Annotated in this window: 22 protein-coding genes; 10 read left to right on the forward strand and 12 right to left on the reverse strand. The window is 69.7% G+C overall.

Annotated elements, in window-relative coordinates; translation table 11 throughout:
• Positions 1-29 precede the first annotated feature (29 nt).
• Positions 30-983, reverse strand: a complete 954-nt coding sequence (locus AB4112_RS17355) for a phytanoyl-CoA dioxygenase family protein (RefSeq protein ID WP_441721383.1) — start codon at positions 981-983, stop codon at positions 30-32.
• Positions 984-1,286: 303 nt separating this feature from the next.
• On the opposite strand from AB4112_RS17355, the gene AB4112_RS17360 reads away from it, so the two are divergent.
• Positions 1,287-2,150: a helix-turn-helix domain-containing protein gene (locus AB4112_RS17360; RefSeq protein WP_441721386.1), complete on the forward strand. Its 864-nt coding sequence runs from the start codon at positions 1,287-1,289 to the stop codon at positions 2,148-2,150.
• A gap of 11 nt (positions 2,151-2,161) precedes the next feature.
• On the opposite strand, the gene AB4112_RS17365 is transcribed toward AB4112_RS17360, so the two are convergent.
• The 3 genes from AB4112_RS17365 to AB4112_RS17375 form a co-directional block, all read right to left on the reverse strand.
• Positions 2,162-3,250, reverse strand: a complete 1,089-nt coding sequence (locus AB4112_RS17365) for a peptidoglycan-binding protein (RefSeq protein WP_441721389.1) — start codon at positions 3,248-3,250, stop codon at positions 2,162-2,164.
• 355 nt (positions 3,251-3,605) lie between these two features.
• Positions 3,606-3,899, reverse strand: coding sequence for a GNAT family N-acetyltransferase (locus AB4112_RS17370; protein ID WP_441721392.1), 294 nt, complete (start codon positions 3,897-3,899; stop codon positions 3,606-3,608).
• Positions 3,900-4,145: 246 nt separating this feature from the next.
• The gene (locus AB4112_RS17375; protein ID WP_441721395.1) at positions 4,146-5,309 is read right to left on the reverse strand and encodes an NADH:flavin oxidoreductase; all 1,164 of its coding nucleotides are present in this window, start codon (positions 5,307-5,309) and stop codon (positions 4,146-4,148) included.
• Positions 5,310-5,365: 56 nt separating this feature from the next.
• Between AB4112_RS17375 and AB4112_RS17380 the strand changes: the two genes are divergently transcribed.
• Together AB4112_RS17380 and AB4112_RS17385 are read left to right on the forward strand one after the other, a co-directional pair.
• Positions 5,366-5,776, forward strand: coding sequence for a winged helix-turn-helix transcriptional regulator (locus tag AB4112_RS17380; protein WP_309791796.1), 411 nt, complete (start codon positions 5,366-5,368; stop codon positions 5,774-5,776).
• A gap of 146 nt (positions 5,777-5,922) precedes the next feature.
• Positions 5,923-6,570 (forward strand): glutathione S-transferase family protein, encoded by a 648-nt coding sequence (locus AB4112_RS17385; RefSeq protein WP_441721399.1) that lies wholly within the window; start codon positions 5,923-5,925, stop codon positions 6,568-6,570.
• A gap of 39 nt (positions 6,571-6,609) precedes the next feature.
• On the opposite strand, the gene AB4112_RS17390 is transcribed toward AB4112_RS17385, so the two are convergent.
• Entirely contained in the window at positions 6,610-7,071 is a 462-nt protein-coding gene (locus AB4112_RS17390) for a GNAT family N-acetyltransferase (protein ID WP_441721402.1), read from the reverse strand.
• A gap of 151 nt (positions 7,072-7,222) precedes the next feature.
• Between AB4112_RS17390 and AB4112_RS17395 the strand changes: the two genes are divergently transcribed.
• A complete protein-coding gene (locus AB4112_RS17395) occupies positions 7,223-8,362 on the forward strand; it encodes a hypothetical protein (RefSeq protein ID WP_441721404.1) in 1,140 nt (379 codons plus the stop codon).
• 145 nt (positions 8,363-8,507) lie between these two features.
• Here AB4112_RS17395 and AB4112_RS17400 read toward each other — a convergent pair whose 3' ends face one another.
• A complete protein-coding gene (locus AB4112_RS17400) occupies positions 8,508-9,059 on the reverse strand; it encodes a PH domain-containing protein (RefSeq protein ID WP_441721406.1) in 552 nt (183 codons plus the stop codon).
• A 108-nt stretch (positions 9,060-9,167) separates the two neighbouring features.
• Here AB4112_RS17400 and AB4112_RS17405 point away from each other — a divergent pair, with 108 nt between their 5' ends.
• Entirely contained in the window at positions 9,168-10,082 is a 915-nt protein-coding gene (locus AB4112_RS17405; RefSeq protein WP_441721409.1) for a pirin family protein, read from the forward strand.
• A 21-nt stretch (positions 10,083-10,103) separates the two neighbouring features.
• Here AB4112_RS17405 and AB4112_RS17410 read toward each other — a convergent pair whose 3' ends face one another.
• Both AB4112_RS17410 and AB4112_RS17415 read right to left on the reverse strand, forming a co-directional pair.
• Complete coding sequence (locus tag AB4112_RS17410; protein WP_441721412.1) at positions 10,104-10,613, reverse strand: hypothetical protein; 510 nt, start codon at positions 10,611-10,613, stop codon at positions 10,104-10,106.
• Positions 10,614-10,706: 93 nt separating this feature from the next.
• Complete coding sequence (locus tag AB4112_RS17415; protein ID WP_441721415.1) at positions 10,707-11,621, reverse strand: LysR substrate-binding domain-containing protein; 915 nt, start codon at positions 11,619-11,621, stop codon at positions 10,707-10,709.
• Positions 11,622-11,723: 102 nt separating this feature from the next.
• Between AB4112_RS17415 and AB4112_RS17420 the strand changes: the two genes are divergently transcribed.
• A complete protein-coding gene (locus tag AB4112_RS17420; protein WP_441721417.1) occupies positions 11,724-12,467 on the forward strand; it encodes a sulfite exporter TauE/SafE family protein in 744 nt (247 codons plus the stop codon).
• On the opposite strand, the gene AB4112_RS17425 is transcribed toward AB4112_RS17420, so the two are convergent.
• Together AB4112_RS17425 and AB4112_RS17430 are read right to left on the reverse strand one after the other, a co-directional pair.
• Positions 12,468-12,914 (reverse strand): hypothetical protein, encoded by a 447-nt coding sequence (locus AB4112_RS17425; protein ID WP_441721418.1) that lies wholly within the window; start codon positions 12,912-12,914, stop codon positions 12,468-12,470.
• Between the two features lie 67 nt (positions 12,915-12,981).
• A complete protein-coding gene (locus AB4112_RS17430) occupies positions 12,982-14,514 on the reverse strand; it encodes an acyl-CoA carboxylase subunit beta (RefSeq protein WP_309791783.1) in 1,533 nt (510 codons plus the stop codon).
• Positions 14,515-14,649: 135 nt separating this feature from the next.
• Here AB4112_RS17430 and AB4112_RS17435 point away from each other — a divergent pair, with 135 nt between their 5' ends.
• A complete protein-coding gene (locus AB4112_RS17435; protein ID WP_441721420.1) occupies positions 14,650-15,816 on the forward strand; it encodes a M20 aminoacylase family protein in 1,167 nt (388 codons plus the stop codon).
• 366 nt (positions 15,817-16,182) lie between these two features.
• Here AB4112_RS17435 and AB4112_RS17440 read toward each other — a convergent pair whose 3' ends face one another.
• The gene (locus tag AB4112_RS17440) at positions 16,183-16,878 is read right to left on the reverse strand and encodes an ATP12 family chaperone protein (RefSeq protein WP_441721422.1); all 696 of its coding nucleotides are present in this window, start codon (positions 16,876-16,878) and stop codon (positions 16,183-16,185) included.
• A gap of 153 nt (positions 16,879-17,031) precedes the next feature.
• Here AB4112_RS17440 and AB4112_RS17445 point away from each other — a divergent pair, with 153 nt between their 5' ends.
• Entirely contained in the window at positions 17,032-17,247 is a 216-nt protein-coding gene (locus tag AB4112_RS17445) for a hypothetical protein (RefSeq protein ID WP_309791780.1), read from the forward strand.
• A gap of 173 nt (positions 17,248-17,420) precedes the next feature.
• Here AB4112_RS17445 and AB4112_RS17450 read toward each other — a convergent pair whose 3' ends face one another.
• Positions 17,421-18,278: a 5'-nucleotidase, lipoprotein e(P4) family gene (locus AB4112_RS17450; RefSeq protein ID WP_441721425.1), complete on the reverse strand. Its 858-nt coding sequence runs from the start codon at positions 18,276-18,278 to the stop codon at positions 17,421-17,423.
• A gap of 150 nt (positions 18,279-18,428) precedes the next feature.
• On the opposite strand from AB4112_RS17450, the gene AB4112_RS17455 reads away from it, so the two are divergent.
• Together AB4112_RS17455 and AB4112_RS17460 are read left to right on the forward strand one after the other, a co-directional pair.
• The gene (locus tag AB4112_RS17455) at positions 18,429-19,049 is read left to right on the forward strand and encodes a glutathione S-transferase family protein (RefSeq protein WP_441721428.1); all 621 of its coding nucleotides are present in this window, start codon (positions 18,429-18,431) and stop codon (positions 19,047-19,049) included.
• Positions 19,050-19,109: 60 nt separating this feature from the next.
• Positions 19,110-20,804: a dihydroxyacetone kinase family protein gene (locus AB4112_RS17460; RefSeq protein ID WP_441721431.1), complete on the forward strand. Its 1,695-nt coding sequence runs from the start codon at positions 19,110-19,112 to the stop codon at positions 20,802-20,804.
• The last annotated feature ends 74 nt before the right edge of the window (positions 20,805-20,878 follow it).

Raw genomic sequence — 20,878 nt, forward strand, 5'->3', positions numbered from 1 at the left:
CAGCTGACGCGCCGCGCGGCGGTTCGGGCCTACTCTTCCCAGGAGGCCAGGCCGAGCAGCTTCTCGCCCAGCGGGGTCAGCGTGGCGCGGTCGTAGCGGGTCTTCTCCCATTCGCGCGGGTCGCCGGGGAAGGCGTAGCCCTGCGGCGGCTCGCGGTCGCGCCAGGATTGGATGCGCCAGTCGCGCAGCTGGGCGTTGCCCTCGTCGGCCGGGGTCATCGAGATGTACTGCGCCATCCGCACCCGGTCCTGCGACCGGTTCGGCCGGATGCCGTGCGCCAGCAGGCTGTTGAAGATCAGCAGGTCCCCGGCCTTCATCGAGATGTTCTTGATCTCGAAGCCGGCGGTGTCGGGCGCCCAGGGGTTGCGGTCGGCCGGCTGGGTCTTCCGCCACTCCTCCAGCGTCCGGAACAGCTCGGGCACACATTGGAAGCCGCCGGTGTCGGCATCGGTGTCGACCAGCGACAGCACGCCCTGGCAGTTCACCGGCAGCGGCGTCAGCGAGGTGTCGGCGTCCCAGTGGATGAAGCCGTTGAAGCCGCGCGCCTGCCGGTTGGGCGGGTTCAGATTGGCGCGGTCGATGGTGACCCACAGCCGCTCGGTGTCCCAGATGTCGACGAAGGCGTCGTAGATCCGCGGGTGCTGGCGGTTGTCCCACAGCCGCTGGTGATTGTAGATCTCGACCATGCCGCTGTTGTTCAGCTCCTTCATCGCATGGTCGCGCAGCTGCGGCTTGTGCCAGCTCTCCGGGTCGGTCCGGTCCAGCTCCTGGAACTCCCACAGCAGGTCGACCGTGCGCTCGACATTCTCAGCGGGCACTGCGTTGGGGACGACGACATAGCCCCACGTGATCCAGTGTCGCCAATCGGCCTCGGACAGCACGCGCAGCGGCCGCGTCTTCTCGATGTCCTTGAGCTGGGTGTCGAAGGTATAGGAGACCGAGGCGTTGCCCGGCCGGTTGTCCCCGTACTGAAAGCGGTCCATCTCGGCGTCTTCCCCTTGAGTCTGGCCCGAACTTCGCCCCGACGGCCACCTGACGCGGTTTCTGTGCTTCCGGTGCTCACGGACTCAAACGTCCGCTGCGCTCCGGTTCTCGAAAACCACGCCATCTGACTCGTCGGAACGAACTTCGAGCCAGACTCTTTGATCGGCGCGGCGGCGTTCGGCCGTCGATGGATGAGACTCTACCCCGGCTTTCGCCCGCCATGTTGCCGCCGGCTGCCGAAAACTGATACTAGAGTCGCGTCTGGTGGCAGAGCAGCCGCCCTTGAGCATCAGTTTCGGGCCATGCAGCCGATCTTCGAGAAGGTCACGGTGCCGGGGGACGCGTCCTGGACGCTCCTGAACCGCCGGCTGGACGACGCCATCCCGTTCGAATGGCACTACCACCCGGAATTCGAGCTGACGCTGACCCTGAACAGCCGTGGCCAGCGCCATGTCGGCGACCACCTCGGCCACTACGACGACGGCGATCTGGTGCTGGTCGGCCCCAACCTGCCCCACACCTGGTGCTCGCGCGAGCGGATCGACCCGGCCCGGCCGCATGTCGCGCTGGTGATGTGGTTCTCGCCGGACTGGGCGGCGCGGCTGGTCGAGCCCCTGGCCGAGCTGCGCCCGGTCGGCCGCCTGCTGGCCGAGTCCGGCCGTGGCGTCGCCTTCTCCGCCACCGCCGCGGCTGCGGTGCGCCCGGCGATCGAGGCGATGCCGGGCCTGGACCCGGCGGCCCGGCTGCTGCGGCTGATCGGGGTGCTGTCGGCCCTGGCGCGGGACGACGGCCGGGCGCCGCTGGCCGCCCCGGCCCCCCTGCCCGCCACGCTGTCGGCGCCGGAGCAGCAGCGCATCGACCGGGTGCTGAACCATATCCACGCGCATTACCGCGACGAGATCCCGATCGCGGCGCTGACCGGCCTGGCCTGCCTCAGCGCGTCCGCCTTCCACCGCTTCTTCCGCCGGCACACCCGGCTGACGGTGTCGCGCTACGTCGCCCAGCTGCGCATCGGCCAAGCCTGCTCGCTGCTGATCAACAGCGACCGGCCGATCGCCCATGTCGCGGACGAGGTCGGCTATCCCAACATCGCCAACTTCAACCGCCAGTTCCGCGGCCTGAAGGCGATGACCCCGCGCGAGTTCCGCCGCAGTTTTCGGGGATAGGACAAGCCCCGTCAATCGAAGCGAGGCACCACGGTGGCGGAGCGGAGCGCCTCCAGCACCTCAGCTGAGGGCTGGCCCGTGACCGGCAGTCCCTGGCTCCGCTGGAAGGTGGCGATGGCGAGCTGGGTCTTGGGCCGTAGCCGGCCATCGGTTTGGCCCGGATCGAGGTTCAGGCTCGTCAGCAGTTGCTGGATCTCCCTGATCTCAGCCTCCGTCGCCGGCTGCTCGGGTATCGCTGCGGACTGCACGGCGGGCACATTCGATGGCGCTGCGGCCCTCGGCGGCGTCGCGCGGCTGGCGACACTCCGATTCGGGCTGGACGGGGCCCGGCTGGTCTGAGCGGACACCGTCGGCGCACCGGCGCCCGGGGCCGCCTGCAGTTTCGCCAGCGCCTCCTTGGCCGGTTCGTCACCGCCATTGGCAGCGATCCGGTACCAGCCGGCGGCGATGCGCGGATTGGGCGGCCCGAGCTGACCGACCTCATAGAGACGACCGACCTCATACGCGCCGTGCGGCCTGCCGGCGAGGCTCGCCTTGCGGAACCAGGTCATCGCCTCCCGCGCGTCGGCCGTTACGCCGATGCCGTCGCGGTAGGCAACGCCCAGGGCATAAAGCGCGTCGGGATTGCCCCGGTCGGCGGCGCGGCGGTACCAATACGCGGCGCGTTCCGGGCTTTGCGGCAGTTCCGTGCCGTTTGCGAAGCGGGAGCCCAGCCCATATTCGGCGAGCGCATCGCCGGCCTCAGCCCTCCGAACCAGCTCGCGCAGCTCGGCCGAGGCGCCGTCCGGCAGCGGAACCTGCGCGGCCGGATCGTCGTCCGCCGTGACGCCGGCGGTGCCGGACCCTTCCGGCGTCACGGTGGCAACCATAACGGCGGGCACCGCGACCGCGGGTCCGGGTGGCGGGGCCAGGACGGTGGAGACAGATGCGGCCGGCGCATCGGCTTGGGTCGACTTGCCCCAGCCGATGCCCAGATCGTCCAAGGTCGAGCAGCCGGCCACAGCGCATGCCAGCAGCGCCGCGGCGGCGCAACGGACGGCGCCCCGGGCATCGATCAGCCCGCCATGGCGCCACGTCACCTCGTTGGCCAGAGAGTTCACCCGACCTCCTCGCCGGCTTCCCGGATCTTTCGCGCTACGAATCCGTCTCTCCGGCGCCCGGTCCGGGTGCAACCGGCTTGATCCAATGCCGCGCGGCGGGATGCCTCCATCCGGAGCGCGCGATCGTCCGACAATGTTCGGCAGGGAATATTAGCGGCGGACCACCGGACCATGACTCATTGCCCGGATGATCGCGACTGGCCCAATGGGAGAGCCTTCGCACGGGCCGTCCGCCCGATATCCGACTCAGCCTCCCCTTTCCGGATGGCCATACGTCCTTCGAGGTATTCGCAAGCCGGAACCCCGGAATGGTCCTGGGACAGCCAACTGCGAGAGCGCTACCGCGTGCCGGGCCTCACCCGATCGCCTTCGTCATCTCCACCCAGGTCGGCCGGTCATAGCCCGGATGAGCATGCAGTGCGCCATCGGTGAAGCCGAGCGAGCGGAAGAAGCGGCGGTTGCCATCCAGCGCCAAGCGGACGCCGAGCGTCAGCCGCGCCCCGCCCAGCCGCGCCTCATCCTCGGCTGCCGCCATCAGCGCCCGGCCAACGCCGCCGCAGCAATGCGCGCCGGCCACCGCCACCCGGCCGACATAGATGTCGCCGCGCTTGCGCCGCTGCAGAAACAGGCAGCCACTACGGTGGGCCATTACGGTGACAGTGCACTTTTAGCGAGCTCTATCATTGCCCGCCATGAAGTAAGGTCTGGTCGCCAACCAATTCGTGCACTGTCACCGTAATTCACACCGCAATTCAATAAGGCGACATTGGGCCGGCCCCTCGCAAGCGGACGTCGCGCAAAGCGGCGTCAATCTGGATTGACCATGATCCTGGACCATTCACCACCGCCGGTTCGACGACCGGCGGTGGTATTGTCGCGCTGCTGGCGGAGCCCGTCAGACGAGTTCGGCCATCGCGGAAGCCTCGAAGCCGTGCAGGGCGTCCGAGTTGCCCTTGCGCACCTTCGCCGCCCATTGCGGATCGCTGAGGAGCGCCCGCCCGACTGCGATCAGGTCGAACTCGTCGCGCTCCATCCGTGCGACCAGCCGGTCCAGGCCTGCCTTCGTCGCACCCTCTCCGCCAAAGGCGGCCATGAAGTCTCCAGACAGGCCGACCGAGCCCACGCTGATTGTCGCAGCCCCTGTCAGCTTCTTTGCCCATCCCGCGAAGTTGAGGCCGTGTTCGCCGTCGACCTCAGGGAATTCCGGCTCCCAGAAACGGCGCTGCGAGCAGTGCAGCGCATCGGCGCCAGCCTCGACCAGGGGCCGGAGCCAGGCCGCCATCTCATCAGGCGTTTCCGCCAGGCGGGCGGTGAAATCCTGCTGCTTCCACTGGCTGAGCCGGATGATGATCGGAAAGTCGGGCCCGACCGCGGCGCGAACCGCCCCAATGACCTCGGCGGCGAAGCGCGACCGCTCGCCTATGGTGGCACCGCCATAGCGGTCCGCGCGGCGGTTGGTGCCCGCCCAGAAGAACTGGTCGATCAGATAGCCATGGGCGCCGTGCAGTTCGATCGTGTCGAAGCCGAGCCGCTTGGCCTCGGCCGCCGCCTTCGCAAAGGCTGCAATCGTGTCGGCGATCGCCGCATCGCTCATCGCGACGCCGCGTTCCACGCCGGGCGCATCGAGGCCGGATGGGCTCTCGACCGGGGCGTCGGCCGTCCAGTCCGCGAGGAAGCTCTTGACCGCGCCGGTGTGCCACAGCTGCGGGCCCATCCGGCCGCCGGCGTCATGCACTGCGTCGATCACGCCCCGCCAACCGGCAAGGGCAGCTTCGCCATGGAAGAAGGGAATGCCGGGGTCGTTTCGCGATGCCGGGCGATCGACCACCGTCCCTTCGGACAGGATGAGGCCGACGCCGCCTTCGGCGCGCCGGCGATAATAGGCAGCATTGGCTGGGCCGGGCACGCCGCCGGGGGCGAATGAGCGCGTCATCGGCGCCATGACGATCCGGTTCGGCAACGCGAGCGACCCCAGCTTGAAGGGCCGGAACAGGACATCGGGGGAGGAGGTAGACATGCAAAGCAGCTCCGTTGTCGTCGGAGCCGGATAGGTATACATCGTAAACTTAGCGTCAATTACGCACCTTGAGTCGCCTAGGTATAGTCGAGGAAACCATGTCCGGTGAGCGTCAGCGTTTTGCGGTCGACTGTCCCAGCCGCCTGCTGTTCGATCAGATCGCCGACAAATGGTCGGTGATGGTCCTGACGGTGCTCGACCCCGGGCCGATGCGCTTCAATGCGATCAAGCGCCAGCTCGAGGGGGTGACGCAAAAGGCGCTCACGCAGTGCCTGCGACGGCTCGAGCGCAACGGACTGGTATTGCGCCGCGTGATCCCCGTCTCGCCGGTGGCGGTGGAGTATGAGATCACCCCACTCGGGCGTTCGCTCCAACACCCGTTCAAAGCGCTTTACGCTTGGACGCTCGAACATCTCGGCGAGGTCGACGAGGCGCGCAGGATCTTCGATTCGCGTAGCTCGCCAAGTCCCCAGGCGGACGCTCGGATGTCAATCCCGGCGGTCGCCTGAACCTGCCGAAGGCCGCGCCGGCATCGTTTCGCCTGCTGCATCCTGTCGGCTGGATTTGCACGGACCGGGAGAATTATCTCGAGCATGGGTGTCGGGCCTGCGTCTGGCCGATCGTCTTCCAGGCAGACACGCTGTGGAGGACACCCATGACGATCACGATCACCGCCTTTGAACGCTCTCCCGATCGCGGCAATGGGCTGGCGCGTGACATGCGGGTTCGCTGGGCGCTGGAAGAAGCGGGCCTGCCCTACGAGGTTCGCCTGGTTTCGTTCAAGACGATGAAGGAACCCGCGCATCTCGCGCTGCAGCCTTTCGGGCAGATTCCGACTTACGAGGACGGCGATCTCGCCCTGTTCGAGTCGGGGGCGATCGTGTTCCACATCGCCGAGCGCCATGGGGGCCTGCTGCCGGACGATGCTGCTGCCCGGGCGCGCGCGGTCGCGTGGATGTTCGCGGCGCTCAACACGGTGGAGCCGCCGGTCTTCGACCGCGCCCTCGCCAGGATCCTCGAGCGCGACGAGCCCTGGTACGAGCAGCGCCTGCGCGCCCTCGAGGACAGCATCCGGAAACGGTTGGACGGCCTTTCCCGCCGGCTCGGCGATGCCGACTGGCTCGACGGCGGGTTCAGCGCCGGTGACCTGCTGATGGTGACGGTGCTGCTCCGGTTGCGGGGATCGGATCTGCTGGACGCGTATCCCAACATCTCCGCCTATGTCGCCCGCGGCGAAGCGCGGCCCGCCTACCAGCGGGCTTTCGCTGCCCAACTGGCGGTGTTCAACGCATCGGCCGGCTGACGAAGACCCGCCCCGCTTGAGCCGAGGACCAGCCACCCCTCACCCGAGCGGCTTCGCCATCTCGACCCAGGTCGGCCTGTCGTAGCCGGGATGGGCGTGCAGCGCGCCTTCGGTGAAGCCGAGGCTCGCGAAGAAGCGGCGGTTGCCGTCGAGCGCCAGCCGCACCCCGAGCGTCAGCCGCACGCCGCCCAGCCGCCGCGCCTCGGCCTCGGCCGCCGCCATCAGCGCCCGGCCGACGCCGCTGCGGCGATGGCCGGCGGTGACCGCGACCCGGCCGACATAGACGTCGCCGCGCTCGCGCCGCTGCAGGAACAGGCAGCCGACGGCGATGCCGTCCCCGGCCTCGGCCACCAGCCCGTGCTCGCGGCCCAGCAGTTCGGCGATGCTCTCGGGCGTCTCGCCCACCGCGCTGGGCGGCGGGTCGAGCCGGCCGACATAGCCGGCGAAGGCGCCGCGGACCAGCGCCACCACCGCCGCGATCTCGGCCGCGTCACGACGCATCGGCCGGACCGTCAGCCCGCTTTTTGTGGTTTCGTCGCCGCCCTGTCCCCGCTTCGCCATCAAAATGCCCTGAGATCGCCCCCCATACTGTGGTGCCAGAACAGAGGCGGCGAAGACAGCCCGACCCGTCGATATTTCCAAGGGGGAGACCATGAACCAACGCATGACCGCGAGCGCCTTGACCGTTGCCGCCATTCTCGCGGCCACGCCGGCGCTGGCCCAGAGCACCAACCGCGGCCTGCAGACGGTGGCGGACGGGGCCAAGGTCACCGGCCATATGACCATCGACTTCAATTCACGCAGCGTCCGCAACACCAACGGCCTCGACGTCTACACCATCGAGACTCTGACGGTGGCGGACCTGATGGCCTATTCCGGCTCGGCCCAGCGCAAGCCGGAGGACACCATCACCTACAGCCTGAGGATGGACGTCAACAACCCGCAGAACCCCAGCCAGGTGGCCAAGGAAGTGGCGATCCTGCGCGGCGAGACGCCGATCGACGAGGGCGGGCGCTACCAGCCGGAGGCCGGCAACCTGCGCCTCGACATCGTCAAGGGCCAGCAGTCGAGCGGCAAGTTCGGCGGCATCATCCAGGGCCGCGAGGTGACGCGGTGGTGGGAACTGGGCGAGCAGATCAGCCGCGCCTCGAAGGCGGCGGACAAGCTGTATTCCCGCACCGTCAACGGCAAGGTCGTGACCATCCAGGTCAAGAACCCGGACCCGCTGTCCTTCCAGGGCCTGACCCTGGCGGCCGGGCCGCTGTCCTTCCTGCCGCAGGCCCGGGTCACGGGCAATCTCGACTATGACTACGAGCTCGGCAACTGGCTGACCGACAACAACGGCATCAGCTTCCAGTATGCCATCGGCAACCAGGCCTACACCGACAAGGTCACCGGCTCGATCCGCTATGTCGAGGAAGAGGGCAGCTTCACCGACGCCAAGGGGCAGGCCCGCAACTACACCGGCTATTACGACTACAACCTGCGCTTCAACGAGCCGGTGGTGAAGCCGGAGGAGGCGTTCTTCGGCGGCGAGAACAACGACGCCGATGTCGATGCCTTCTTCGGCACGGTCGAGCAGAACCAGGCCGGTCTGTACGGCCGGATCTACTACGCCGACAGCGAGGATGGCTGCAAACGCGAGAAGGACGAATCCGGCCAGATGAAGTGCGTCGGCCCGACCAAGTCCGAGGTCTATTGGGACCTGAAGCCGGTGAAGCTGACCTACAGCCAGCTCGGCAACTGGTTCAAGCTCGAGCCGCTGATGATCGGGCCGTTCAACGACGAGTAAGCTTGAGGATGCATCTCCCCTTTTCTGTCATTGCCCGGCTTGACCGGGCAATCCAGGGGCCATCGAGAGCCGCTCTGGCCGCCCCTGGATGCCACGGTCAAGCCGTGGCATGACAGATAGGGAGTTTGCCTCCCTATGACCCTCCCTACCCCGGCAGCGGCCCGGCGCCGTGGCCGCCGTGATCGCCATGGCCGTCATGCTGCTCGTCCCCGGCCGAGGACACCTCGACCTCGCGGAAACGCACCCGGTTCTGCCGCGCCACGGTGGCGCGGCGCAGCTCGTCCAGCTTGGCGTCGGCGCCGGCGATCGGCCCGATGATGATGTTCGGCGCCGACTGGTCGCGCGTGGTCAGCCCGACCGTCCCCAGCCCCAGCACCATCCATTGCAGCGGCCGCGACATCGAGAAGTCGCGCACCCGGAACAGCTCGACCTCCTCGCGCTTCCGCACCAGGAAGCCGGAGCGGATGATCAGCCGCTCGCTGGTCAGCTCGTAGCTGGTCAGGGCACGCCAGGCGGTCCAGGCCAGCGCCAGCACGATCGGCACCGCGGCCAGCGGCCCCGCGACCAGGCCGAGCAGCACCGCCAGCACGATGGCGAGGATCCAGCCATAGGCGCTGGCCCGCAGCGCGGTGCGGATCTTCCAGATCGTGGTCTCGCCGGCGGCCCCGGCCGCGGTGTCCTGGGTGGTGTCGGCCATCGTCTCTCCCCCTTGGCTGTGCCGGGGCCGAAGGGTACGGTCGAACCGGGCGCCCGTCCATGGCGACCGGTGGCGCGCCGGAGGATTCGTGGCCCGGGATTCGAGACGATGAGCTGGCAACCCACCCCCGACCCTACTGCCGGCGAGACGCCCGGCCCCCTGATCGAGACCGTGGTGATCCCGCGCACCGCCGACATCGGCGGCTTCGAGGTGCGGCGCGCCGTGCCGTCGATGCAGAAGCGGTCGGTCGGGCCCTTCGTCTTCGTCGACGAGTTCGGGCCGACCCTGTTCGGCGCCGGCGACGGCATCGACGTGCCGCCGCACCCGCATATCGGCCTGGCCACCGTGACCTACCTGTTCGCCGGCGAGCAGACCCATCGCGACAGCCTGGGCACCCGCCAGCTGATCCGCCCCGGCGACGTCAACTGGATGACCGCAGGGCGCGGCATCGCCCATTCCGAACGCACCCCGCCGGCCGCGCGCGCCACCGGGTCGACCCTGTTCGGGGTGCAGACCTGGGTGGCCCTGCCCGCCCCGTATGAGGAGGTGGCGCCGAGCTTCGCCCATCACGGCGTCGACGCCCTGCCGGTGATCGAGGATGCCGGCAAGACCGTGCGGCTGATCGTCGGGTCGGCCTATGGCGCCCGGTCGCCGGTCGCGACCTTCTCCGAGACCCTGTACCTCGACGCCGCGCTGCAGGCCGGCGCGGTGCTGCCGCTGCCGCCGGAGCATGAGGAGCGGGCGGTCTATGTCATCTCCGGCAGCATCCGCATCGGCGGCGACGATTTCGCGCCGCAGCGGCTGCTGGTGCTGCGGCCGGGCGAGGCGGTCGATGTCGAGGCGCTGGAGGAGACCCGCCTGCTGGTGTTCGGCGGCGAGCCGCTGGATGGCCCGCGCCGGCTGTGGTGGAACTTCGTCGCCCGCAGCCGCGAGCGCATCGAGCAGGCCAAGCAGGACTGGCGCGAGGGCCGCTTCGGCGAGATCCCCGACGAGACCGAGAGGCTGCCGCTGCCGGAGCGGTAGAGGCACTGCCGCCGGGTGATGTCACGGCTTCGGCCAGGGCACGGTGCTGCAATCGATCTTCTCGCCCGGGGAATAGCGGGTGAAGTCGTAGGAAGTGACCGTCCCGCCCCGGTTCAGGGTGAAGACGACGCTGCACCACCACACCGCGACATGCGCCGGGATATAGTCGCCGTCGACATAGTAGGTCTCCGTCTCGGTGGACTGGTAATAGTCCTTCGCGTCCTTGACCTTGACCCTCTGGCAGGAGGGCGGCCTCGGTTCGTACGAGCAGTCGACAGGCCTCTGCTGCGCGACCTTTTCATAGGCACCGTCAACATGGACGGAGCCGCTGCTGTAGAAGGTCAGCCGCCGTGCGCCCGCGGCGTCCGTTTCTTCGGTCAGGGGCGTGCCGAACCTGGCCTCGACGGCGGCGCGCGTCGTTCCGACATAGCCCGCCAATTGCCGGTCGACCTTGCGATCGGGTCCTCCGCAGGCGGCGACCAGCGCGACGCCGACGCAGGACAGGATGGCTGCGACCCTCCTTCGACGCACGGCATGCCCCCCGTTCCATGGACCTCATGCCGGATAGCGCCGCAATATGGCGCCAATGCCTTCGAAACCTGATGTCTTTGTGGCGGCGCAGACTCACGGCGCCGGCGGCGCGTCCTTGGCCAGGTGTTCGACCAGCCGCCTTGCGTGGGCCGGCAGCGCGTCGAGGCGGCGGACGCAGACCGTCAGCTGCCGCAGCGCCCAGGGGTCGGACAGCGACACCGCCCGGATCGCCATCGAGCGGCGGCAGCGTCGGACCGCGGTCTCCGGCACCACCGCCAGCCCCACCCCCTGCTCCACCATCCGACACACCGCGTCGAACCCACCGAGCCGCACCCGCAGCTTGAGCGCCCGCCCGGCCCGGGCGGCGTGGCGGCCGAGATGCTCCTGCAGCGCGCTGCCGGGTCCGAGCCCGACGAAGTCCTCGTCCAGCACCTCGGCGAAGGCGATGCGCCGCCGCCGGGCCAGCGGATGGCCGCGCGGCACCGCCAGCACCAGCCGGTCGATCCGGAACGGAAGGGTTTCGAGCCCGCCCTGGCTGACCCCGCCGCCATCGGCGGCATCGGCGACGATGCCGAAATCGGCCAGCCCGGCGGCCACCGCCTCGACGATGGCGTGGCTCGGCCGCTCCTCCAGGTCGATATCGATGCGGGGATGGGCGGCCAGCCATTCGGCCAGCGGCTCGGGCAGGAATTCGGTCAGGGCGGCGGTGTTGCCGAGGATGCGGACATGGCCCTTGAGGCCCTGGGCGTAGTCGCCGAGTTCGCCGCGCATCCGCTGCATCTGCTGCAGCACCAGCCGGGCGTGGTGCAGCACCGCCTGGCCGGCCGGGGTCGGCGTCACGCCGCGCCGGCCGCGCTGCAGCAGCGCGGTGCCCGCCGCCTCCTCCATGCCGCGGATGCGGGCGCTGGCCGAGGCCAGGGCCAGGTTGGCCCGCGCGGCGCCGCCGGTGATGCTTTCCGCCTCGGCAACCTCCAGGAACAGGCGCAGATCGGTCAGGTCGAAGCGCATCGGGGCGGCCCTCGCCAATGCGGACCAGCCTTCGGTTCAGCCGAAGGCTGGCTCCGGGCCTTCCACATTGTCGCTGTGGCGGGGCGCGGGCAAGTTCCTGCCATGTCCGACCTCATCTTTCTGCTGCCGATCGCCCTCACCTTCCTGCTCGCCGGCTTCGTCAAGGGCGTGCTCGGGCTCGGCCTGCCGACGGTGGCGATGGGGCTGCTCGGCCTGGCCATGGCGCCGGCCCAGGCGGCGGCGCTGCTGGTGGTGCCGTCGCTGGTGACCAACCTGTGGCAGTTGTTCGCCGGGCCGCGCTTCGGCGGGCTGCTGCGCCGGCTGTGGGCGATGATGGCCGGGATCTGCCTGGGCACCTGGGCCGGCGCCGGGCTGCTGACCGGGGCCCTCGCCGGCCGTGCCGCCATCGGCCTCGGCGCGGCGCTGGTGCTCTACGCCCTGATCGGCCTCGCCGGCCCGCGCTTCGCGGTGCCACCGCGGGCCGAGCGCTGGCTGTCACCGCTGGTCGGCGCCGCCACCGGCCTGGTCACCGGCGCCACCGGGGTCTTCGTCATCCCGGCGGTGCCCTATCTGCAGGCGCTGGGGCTGGAGAAGGAGGATTTGATCCAGGCGCTGGGCCTGTCCTTCACCGTGTCGACCCTGGCGCTGGCGGCCGGGCTGGCCCAGGGCGGCGCCTTCCCGCTGGCCACCGCCGGCACCTCGTTGCTGGCCCTGGCCCCCGCGCTGCTCGGCATGGCGGCCGGGCAGTGGCTGCGGCTCAGGGTGCGGCCGGAGCTGTTCCGGCGCTGGTTCTTCCTCGGGCTGCTCGCCCTCGGCCTCGACCTGGCGCTGCGGCCGCTGCTGTGATCAGTCCGGCGCGACGGCGACGCAGCCCTCGCCGGCATAGGCGTAGTTGGCGACCCGGTTGGCGGGGTTGAAGTAGAAGGTGGTCAGGCAGCGCCGGTCGATCGCGTAGGGCGGCACGTATTGCTGGTCATAGACCGTCCGCGTTTCCTTGTAGCGGTGCTTGTCGCCGTCGTCGTCGCGATAGGTGCCGCGGACAGTCTCGGTGCGGGGAATGCTGTTGACGTAGCCGCCGCCGGTCTCGACCCAGGACAGGTTGAACTGGGCATAGCGCCGCCCGTCCTCGGTGGTGCCCTCATAGATCGGCGGGCCGTAGCGCACGACCAGCTGGTCCTTCGGCTGGCCGATCAGCTGGTCGAGCCCCTTGCGGAACCCCGCCTCGGTGGCACAGCCGGCAAGCAGAAGCGCCCCGGCCAGAAGGGTCGTCAGGGCGCGAAAACGCGTCGTCATTCCAGTCTCGGTATCGGTCTCTCCCGACAAGGAGAGCACCATCCGGCCGTGGCGGAATAAAGGCGGCCTACAACGGCAGGTTGTCGTGCTTCTTCCAGGGATTCTCGAGCGTCTTGCCGGCCAGCATCGCCAGCGCCTTGCAGATCCGCCGCCGGGTGTTGTGCGGCATGATCACGTCGTCGACATAGCCGCGCGCCGCGGCGACGAAGGGGTTGGCGAATTTCTCGCGGTACTCCTCGGTCCGCGCCGCGATCTTCTCGGCGTCGCCGATGTCGGCGCGGAAGATGATCTCGACCGCGCCCTTCGGGCCCATCACCGCGATCTCCGCCGTCGGCCAGGCATAGTTGACGTCGCCGCGCAGATGCTTGGACGCCATCACGTCATAGGCCCCGCCATAGGCCTTGCGGGTGATCAGCGTGACCTTCGGCACCGTCGCCTCGGCATAGGCGAACAGCAGCTTGGCGCCGTGCTTGATGATGCCGCCGTATTCCTGGCTGGTGCCCGGCAGGAAGCCCGGCACGTCGACGAAGGTGACGATCGGGATGTTGAAGGCGTCGCAGAAGCGGACGAAGCGCGCCGCCTTGCGGCTGGAATCGATGTCCAGGCACCCGGCCAGCACCATCGGCTGGTTGGCGACGATGCCGACGGTGCGGCCCTGCATCCGGGCCAGCCCGATCAGGATGTTGCCGGCGAAGGCGGGCTGCAGCTCGAAGAAATCGCCCTCGTCCACCACCTTCCCGATCAGCTCCTTCATGTCGTAGGGCTTGTTCGGGTTGGCCGGGATCAGGGTGTCGAGCGACATCTCCGGCCGGTCGGCCGGGTCGTCGGTCGGGCGGATCGGCGCCGGCGAGCGGTTCGACGACGGCAGGAAGCCGACGAAGTCGCGCAGCCGCAGCAGCGCCTCGACATCGTCCTCGAAGGCCAAATCGGCGACGCCGGATTTGGTGGTGTGGGTGATGGCGCCGCCGAGATCCTCGGCCGTCACCACCTCATGCGTCACCGTCTTCACCACGTCCGGGCCGGTGACGAACATGTAGGAGCTGTCCTTCACCATGAAGATGAAGTCGGTCATGGCCGGGGAATAGACCGCGCCGCCGGCGCAGGGGCCCATGATCAGCGAGATCTGCGGCACCACGCCGGAGGCCAGGACGTTGCGCTGGAACACCTCGGCATAGCCGCCGAGCGAGGCCACGCCCTCCTGGATCCGGGCGCCGCCCGAATCGTTCAGGCCGATCACCGGGGCGCCGACCTTCATCGCCTGGTCCATGACCTTGCAGATCTTCTCGGCATGCGCCTCGGACAGCGAGCCGCCGAACACCGTGAAGTCCTGGCTGAAGATGAAGACCAGCTTGCCGTCGACGGTGCCAAAGCCGGTGACCACGCCGTCACCCGGCACCTTCTGCTCGGCCATGCCGAAATCCGGCGAGCGGTGCTCGACGAACATGTCCCATTCCTCGAAGGAGCCGGGATCGAGGAAGACGTCGATGCGCTCGCGCGCCGACAGCTTGCCCTTGGCATGCTGGGCCGCGATGCGCTTTTCGCCACCGCCGAGACGCGCTGCCGCGCGCTTCTTCTCAAGCACCTCAAGGATCTCGCGCATTCTCTCCCCGCGGCTGTCCGCAAAGCGTCATCCGCCTGCAATAGCACGCGGCGCAAGGCTGGGCGAGATCGGGGCTTGCCAGCCCGGTGGGCATTGGGTCCTGATATCGTCCGACGTTCCCGCGAAGGACCCGCCATGAAGATCGAACCCGTGATCGCCGGTTTCGCCGACGAGCTGACCGCATGGCGGCAGGACATCCACGCCCATCCCGAGCTGGGGTTCGAGGAGCACCGGACCAGCGCCCTGGTGGCGGAGCGGCTGCGCAGTTTCGGCTGCGAGGTCGCGACCGGCATCGGCCAGACCGGCGTGGTCGGCACCCTCAGGGTCGGCAACAACCCGAAGGCGATCGCGCTGCGCGCCGATATGGACGCGCTGCCGATGCAGGAGGCGAACGGCTTCGGCCACCGGTCGCAGACCGCGAACACCATGCATGCCTGCGGCCATGACGGCCACACCACCATGCTGCTGGGCGCCGCCCGCTACCTCGCGGCGACCCGGAACTTCGAAGGCACCGTGCATTTCATCTTCCAGCCGGCCGAGGAGGGCCGCGGCGGGGCCCAGGCGATGATCGCCGACGGGCTGTTCGACCAGTTCCCGTGCGAGGCGGTGTTCGGCATGCACAACTTCCACACGCTGGATGCCGGCCGGGTGATGGTCCGGCCCGGTCCGACGATGTCCGGCGGCGGCATCTTCGACATCGAGATCTCCGGCCGCGGCGCCCATGGCGCGCTGCCCGAGACCGGAATCGACCCGGTGCTGATCGCCGCCCATGTGGTCACGGCCCTGCAGAGCGTGGTGGCCCGCAACGTCGCCGCCCTCGACTCCGCGGTGGTCAGCGTCACCCAGATCCATGCCGGCGACGCCTACAACATCATCCCGGACACGGCGGTGCTGCGCGGCACCTTCCGCGCGCTGAAGGTGCCGGTGCTGGAGGCGATGAAGGCCCGGATCGAGACGGTCGCCCGCGACGTCGCCAGCGCCTTCGGCGGCCGGGCCGACCCCAATGTGCGGATCACGGTGATCCCCGTGATCAACAATGACACCGAGACGGCCTGGGTGGCCGAGGCCGCGGCGGAGGCGCTGGGCGCCGACGCGGTCGACAGCAACGGCGCCATCGTCATGGCGTCGGAGGATTTCGCCTTCATGCTGGCGGAGAAGCCCGGCGCCTTCCTGTTCATCGGCAACGGCCTGGGCAGCGTGCCGGTGCACAACCCGCATTACGACTTCAACGACGAGATCCTGCCGGTCGGCGCCACGCTGTGGTCGCGGCTGGTGGAGACCCGGCTGAAGAAGGCGGGGTGATCACGCTCCGCAGGGATTCGACATGGGCACGGGACCCGCTATGATCACGTGCCATTCCATGCTGGAGAAACCTATGTCTGCAGACCGGTCGCTACGCTAGCCCCGCAATAGGGCGGGGCCGCGCCGGGACCGAGTGGCATGGGAAAGAACAAGGGGCGCGCCTATCGTCGCGTCCAGCGTCGGCGTCTGGTCGCCAAAGCCCGCAAGCTGTATCCAGGGATGAAGTGTCCGGCCGTGCTGGCCGATCACCTTGCGGCGTGCTCCTGCTGGATGTGCGGAAATCCCCGACGATGGCTGAGGGAAGTCACCCTGCAAGAGCGGCGGGCCGCCTCACGAGCCGGCGACACCGATACAGCGGACTGACAATCAGCGCGCGGCGAGGTCGACCAGCCGCGCCGCGGCCTGCAGTTCGTCCCGCAGCGCCGCCCGGCGGGCGGTGGATTCGGCGTCCTCGCCCCAGCGCTCGATCTGGAAGCTGGCATCCAGCTCCGCCGCCTCGAAGGCGGCGTCGGCATCGATCCGGCCGGCCAGCAGCGCCAGGCCGATGACCAGCGACCCGGTCAGCGCCGTGGCCTGGTGCAGCGCCGTCAGCCGCCAGTGGTCCTGCGCCGCCACCACCGCGCGCAGCGCCGCCAGCGATGCCGCCGGCTGGGTCTTGTGGACGATGCCCGCGGTCACGATCAGCGGCGCGTCATGCGCCGTCATCGCCCAGTCGAGCAGCGGCTGCCACACCGCGTGCTGGCGCTGGACCAGCGCCGCCGGCGCCTCGGCCCGGTAGCACAGCAGGTCGGTGCCGCCATAGGGGGCGATGGTGTCGATGATCAGGTCGCGGTTCGGCGCCACCTTGTCGATCGCAGTCGCGGCCAGCTGCATCAGCGGCATGGCGGACGGCACCACCGCCTCGGCCTGCGCGTCCCACTCCGCCGCCACCGCCTCGGCCAAAGCGCGGCTGGGCAGCACGAAGGCGGCCTTGGCCGGGCTCTTGATCGGCTTGCCGTCGAGCATGACGCCGAACCCGTCCCCGGCCGGCACCGCCGTCACGATCTTGTAGAAGCGCTTCATCACCCGACCCCGTCAGCATCCGCCGCGCCGATATCGGCAATCGCGGCCGCGGATGCAACCCGCATGTCGAGTCTCGCTCGCAGGGAGCAACCGGCGCTTCCATTTCCGCCCGCCCGGATGCTACCGCAGGGCCTGCGCGTCGCAGAGGCTGAGATGTTCGACCTGACCACCACCATCATCATCCTCGCCGCGGCCCTGGCGGTGGTCGCGGCCATGGTGGTGCTCGACTGGCGCAAGCCGCCGCCGGGCGAGGTGCGCCTGTTCCCAGTGATCCCGGTGATGATGGTGGCGGCGCTGGTGGTGATCCTGATGCTGGCGCACCTGGTGTCACTGGTGACGGGCCACCCGTTCCAGGGCCGCGGCTTCTGAGGACCTGTCTGATAATGCTACTGGTGCGGCCGCCTGATGGCGGACTCGAAGCTTCCGGTGCTCACGGACTCAAACGTCCGCTGCGCGCCGGTTCTCGACACCACCACCACCAGCCGACTCACACCAGCGCATTCTCAAACAGGCCCTGACCCACCGCGGCCCCGGCGGCGGTGCTACTGCCCGTTCCAGGGCTGCAGCGCCTCGATCTTCAGCTTGCGCTGCTCCTCCGCCGGCAGCTTGTAGTCGCCCTTGTACGGCGCCGATTCGAACGAGCCATAGGTCGGGTTGGCGATGGCGATCCAGTCGCGGCCCCAATGGTCCTTGGCCGCCTCGAACGCCGCCTGCCGCTCCGCCACCGTGCCCTTGTAGGCGTCGGTGAAGTCGCCGAAATTGTCACCGAGCAGCAGCAGGATCCGGTAGTCCTTGGCGATGAAGGCGCGGCGCGTGCTCTTGGCCGAGGTCCAGTCCGGCTGCTCCTTGGCGCTGAGGAAGGTGTCGACATTGTCGCCCATCGGGAAGCCCAGCGCCTTCATGTGCTCGACCGTCGGCCCCTCCTCCTCCTTGGTGCGGTTGGTGACGTAGAACACCTTCACCCCCTTCGACGCGGCGTATTGGGTGAATTCGACCGCGCCGGGAATCGGGGTGTCGATCTTGGCCTTGACGTACTGGGTCCAGGTCTTCGGATCGAAGCCGCTGCCTTCCGCCACGTTGCGGGCCTGGTAGGGCGAGGTGTTCAGCACGGTGTCGTCGACGTCGAGCACGACGGCCGGCGGGAAGGTCTTGAAGTCGCCGGTCTGTTCGGCCGGCGCCGCGGTGCGCGACGCGTCGGTCAGCGCCTCGTCCAGCCGGATCCGGGCCAGCGCGTAGGCTCCGAGCGCATTGGCCTGGAATTCGACCGAGGTCTGGTCCCACAGCACCGCGTTCAGGTTGTCGTTCTGCCCCGGGCCCTGCTGCGCCTGGGCCGAGCCTGCCGCCGCCGGAAGGGCCAGCGCCAGCAGGGTGAGGGCCGAGACCGAACCGTATCGCGCCATCCAAAGCCTCCAATGTTACAGTTTCTTGACGGCATTTGAGCAAGGCGGCGGGGGTGACGGCAACCCTGTTCCTGCGCACCGCTCTCGCCGATGTCGCGACCCGTCCCGCCGTGTTAGGAGTGCTGGGGCCGCGACGAAGGGATGGAAACGATGTACACGCTCTACGCCACGCCGGGCACCGGCTCCGCGCTCAGCGAGATCATGCTGGCGATCGCCGGCGTGCCCTATGCGGTCAAGTCGGTCGATGTCTGGGAAAGCCCGACCGACCGCGAGCTGCTGCAGCGCCTCAATCCGCTGACCCAGGTGCCGGTCCTGGTGCTGCCCGACGGCACTGTCATGACCGAGAGCGCGGCGATCACCCTGCATCTGGCCGATGTGGCGCCGGAGGCCGGGCTGGCCCCGCCGCCGGGCCATCCGGGCCGGGCCGTGTTCCTGCGCCGCCTGGTGTTCATCGTCGCCGCGCTGTACCCGACCTGGACCTTCGGCGACGACCCCGGCCGCTGGGTCTCCGGCGACGCCGCCAAGGCCGAGCTGCGGGCCTCGACCGACGCGCACCGCAAGATGCTGTGGCGGCAGATGGAGGCGGTGACCGGCGCGCCCTGGTTCCTGGGCGACACCCGGTCGGCCATCGACGTCTATATCGCGGTGATGAACGGCTGGCGTCCGCGCGCCGAATGGTTCAGCGCCGAATGCCCGAAGCTGGCCGCCATCGCCGGAACGCTGCGCGCCGACCCGGCGCTGGCCAAGGTCTGGGAACGCAACCAGGGCTGATCCACCGTTGGTTTAGATTCGGCTGATTTCGACCCACCCGATGCCGCAAGGGGCTTTGACATGAAGAAGCTCATCAACAATCCACGCCATGTCCTCCGCGAGATGCTGGAGGGGTTCGTCGACCTGCATCCCGGCCTGGCCCTGCTGGAGGAGGAGGCCGTGGTGGTCCGCGCCGAGCTGCCGGTGCCGGCCTCGCGGCCCGTCGCCCTGCTGTCCGGCGGCGGCAGCGGGCATGAGCCGGCCCATGCCGGCTATGTCGGCCCCGGCATGCTGACCGCCGCCGTCGCCGGCGACGTCTTCACCTCGCCCAGCACCGACGCCGTGCTGGCCGGCATCCGCGCCGCCGCCGGCCCGGCCGGGGCGGTGCTGGTGGTCAAGAACTACACCGGCGACCGGCTGAACTTCGGCTTGGCGGCGGAGCTGGCGCATGACGAGGGCATCCCGGTCGAGATCGTGGTGGTGGCCGACGACGTGGCGCTGCGCGACACGGTCGAGGTGGCGCGCCGCCGCGGCATCGCCGGCACCGTGCTGATCCACAAGCTGGCCGGCGCCGCCATCGCGGCCGGCAAGCCCCTGGCCGAGGTCGCCGAGATCGCCCGCGCCGCCGCCGCCGACCTCGGCAGCATGGGCGTGGCGCTGGGCGCCTGCACCGTGCCGACCGCCGGCAAGCCTGGCTTCACCCTGGGCGACAACGAGATCGAGCTGGGCCTGGGCATCCATGGCGAGGCCGGGGTGCGGCGCGGGCCGATGCAGCCGGCCGACACGCTGGTGGCCGAGATGCTGGACGCCATCGTGTCGGACCGCAGCCTCGGCCGCGGCGACCGGTTGGCGCTGCTGGTCAACGGCCTGGGCGCCACCCCGCCGTTGGAGCTGTCGATCGTCGCCCGCGCCGCCTTGGCCGACCTCGCGGCCCGCGGCATCGTGGTGGAGCGGGCCTGGGCCGGCAACTTCCTGACCGCGCTGGACATGCCGGGCTGCTCGCTCAGCCTGCTCAGGCTCGACGATGCGCGGCTGGCCCTGCTGGACGCGGCTGCGAGCGCCCCGGCCTGGCCGGGCGGCGGCCGGATCGGGCCGAAGCGCCGGATCGCGGCGCCGGTCCCGGCACCGACCGCCGAGGTCGTGGTGATACCCTCACCCCTCGCCGACGCGCTGAAGGCCGCCGGGCTGGCGGTGGCGGGCGCGTTCGAGAAGGCCGAGCCGCATCTGACCGACCTGGATTCCCGGGCCGGCGACGGCGACCTCGGCGCCAGCATGGTCCGCGCGGCCGAGGCGATCCGCGCCCTGCCCGGCACCGCCTGGGCGACGCCGGCGATCGCCCTGAAATCCGTCGGCGACGCGCTGCGCCGGGCGATCGGCGGCAGCTCCGGCCCGTTCTACGCCACCGCCCTGCTGCGCGCATCGCGGCGCCTGTCCGGCGTTGCGACACCCACCCCCGCCGCCTGGGGCGAAGCCTTCACCACGGCGGTGCAGGCCATTGCCGATCTCGGCGGCGCCAAGCCGGGCGACCGCACCATGCTGGATGCGCTGCACCCGGCCACCGAGGCCTTCGCCGCCGCGGTGGCTGCGGGCAAGTCCCCGGCCGAGGCCTGGACCGCCTGCGTCGCGGCGGCGATGGCCGGCACCGACGCCACGGCGCGGATGCGGCCGCGGCTGGGCCGCGCCAGCTATCTCGGCGACCGCGCCATCGGCGTGCCGGACGCCGGCGCCGCCGCCGTCCTGGTCTGGCTGCAGGCGCTGAAGCCGATTATCCGATAGACGGTCGCTTCACCTCTCCGCTTGGCGAGGCATCTCGGAATGCCTTCCCCAAACCGTCATTGCGAGGAGGCGAA

This window comes from Inquilinus sp. 2KB_23 (genome assembly GCF_052115705.1).
GTDB lineage: Bacteria > Pseudomonadota > Alphaproteobacteria > DSM-16000 > Inquilinaceae > Inquilinus > Inquilinus ginsengisoli_A.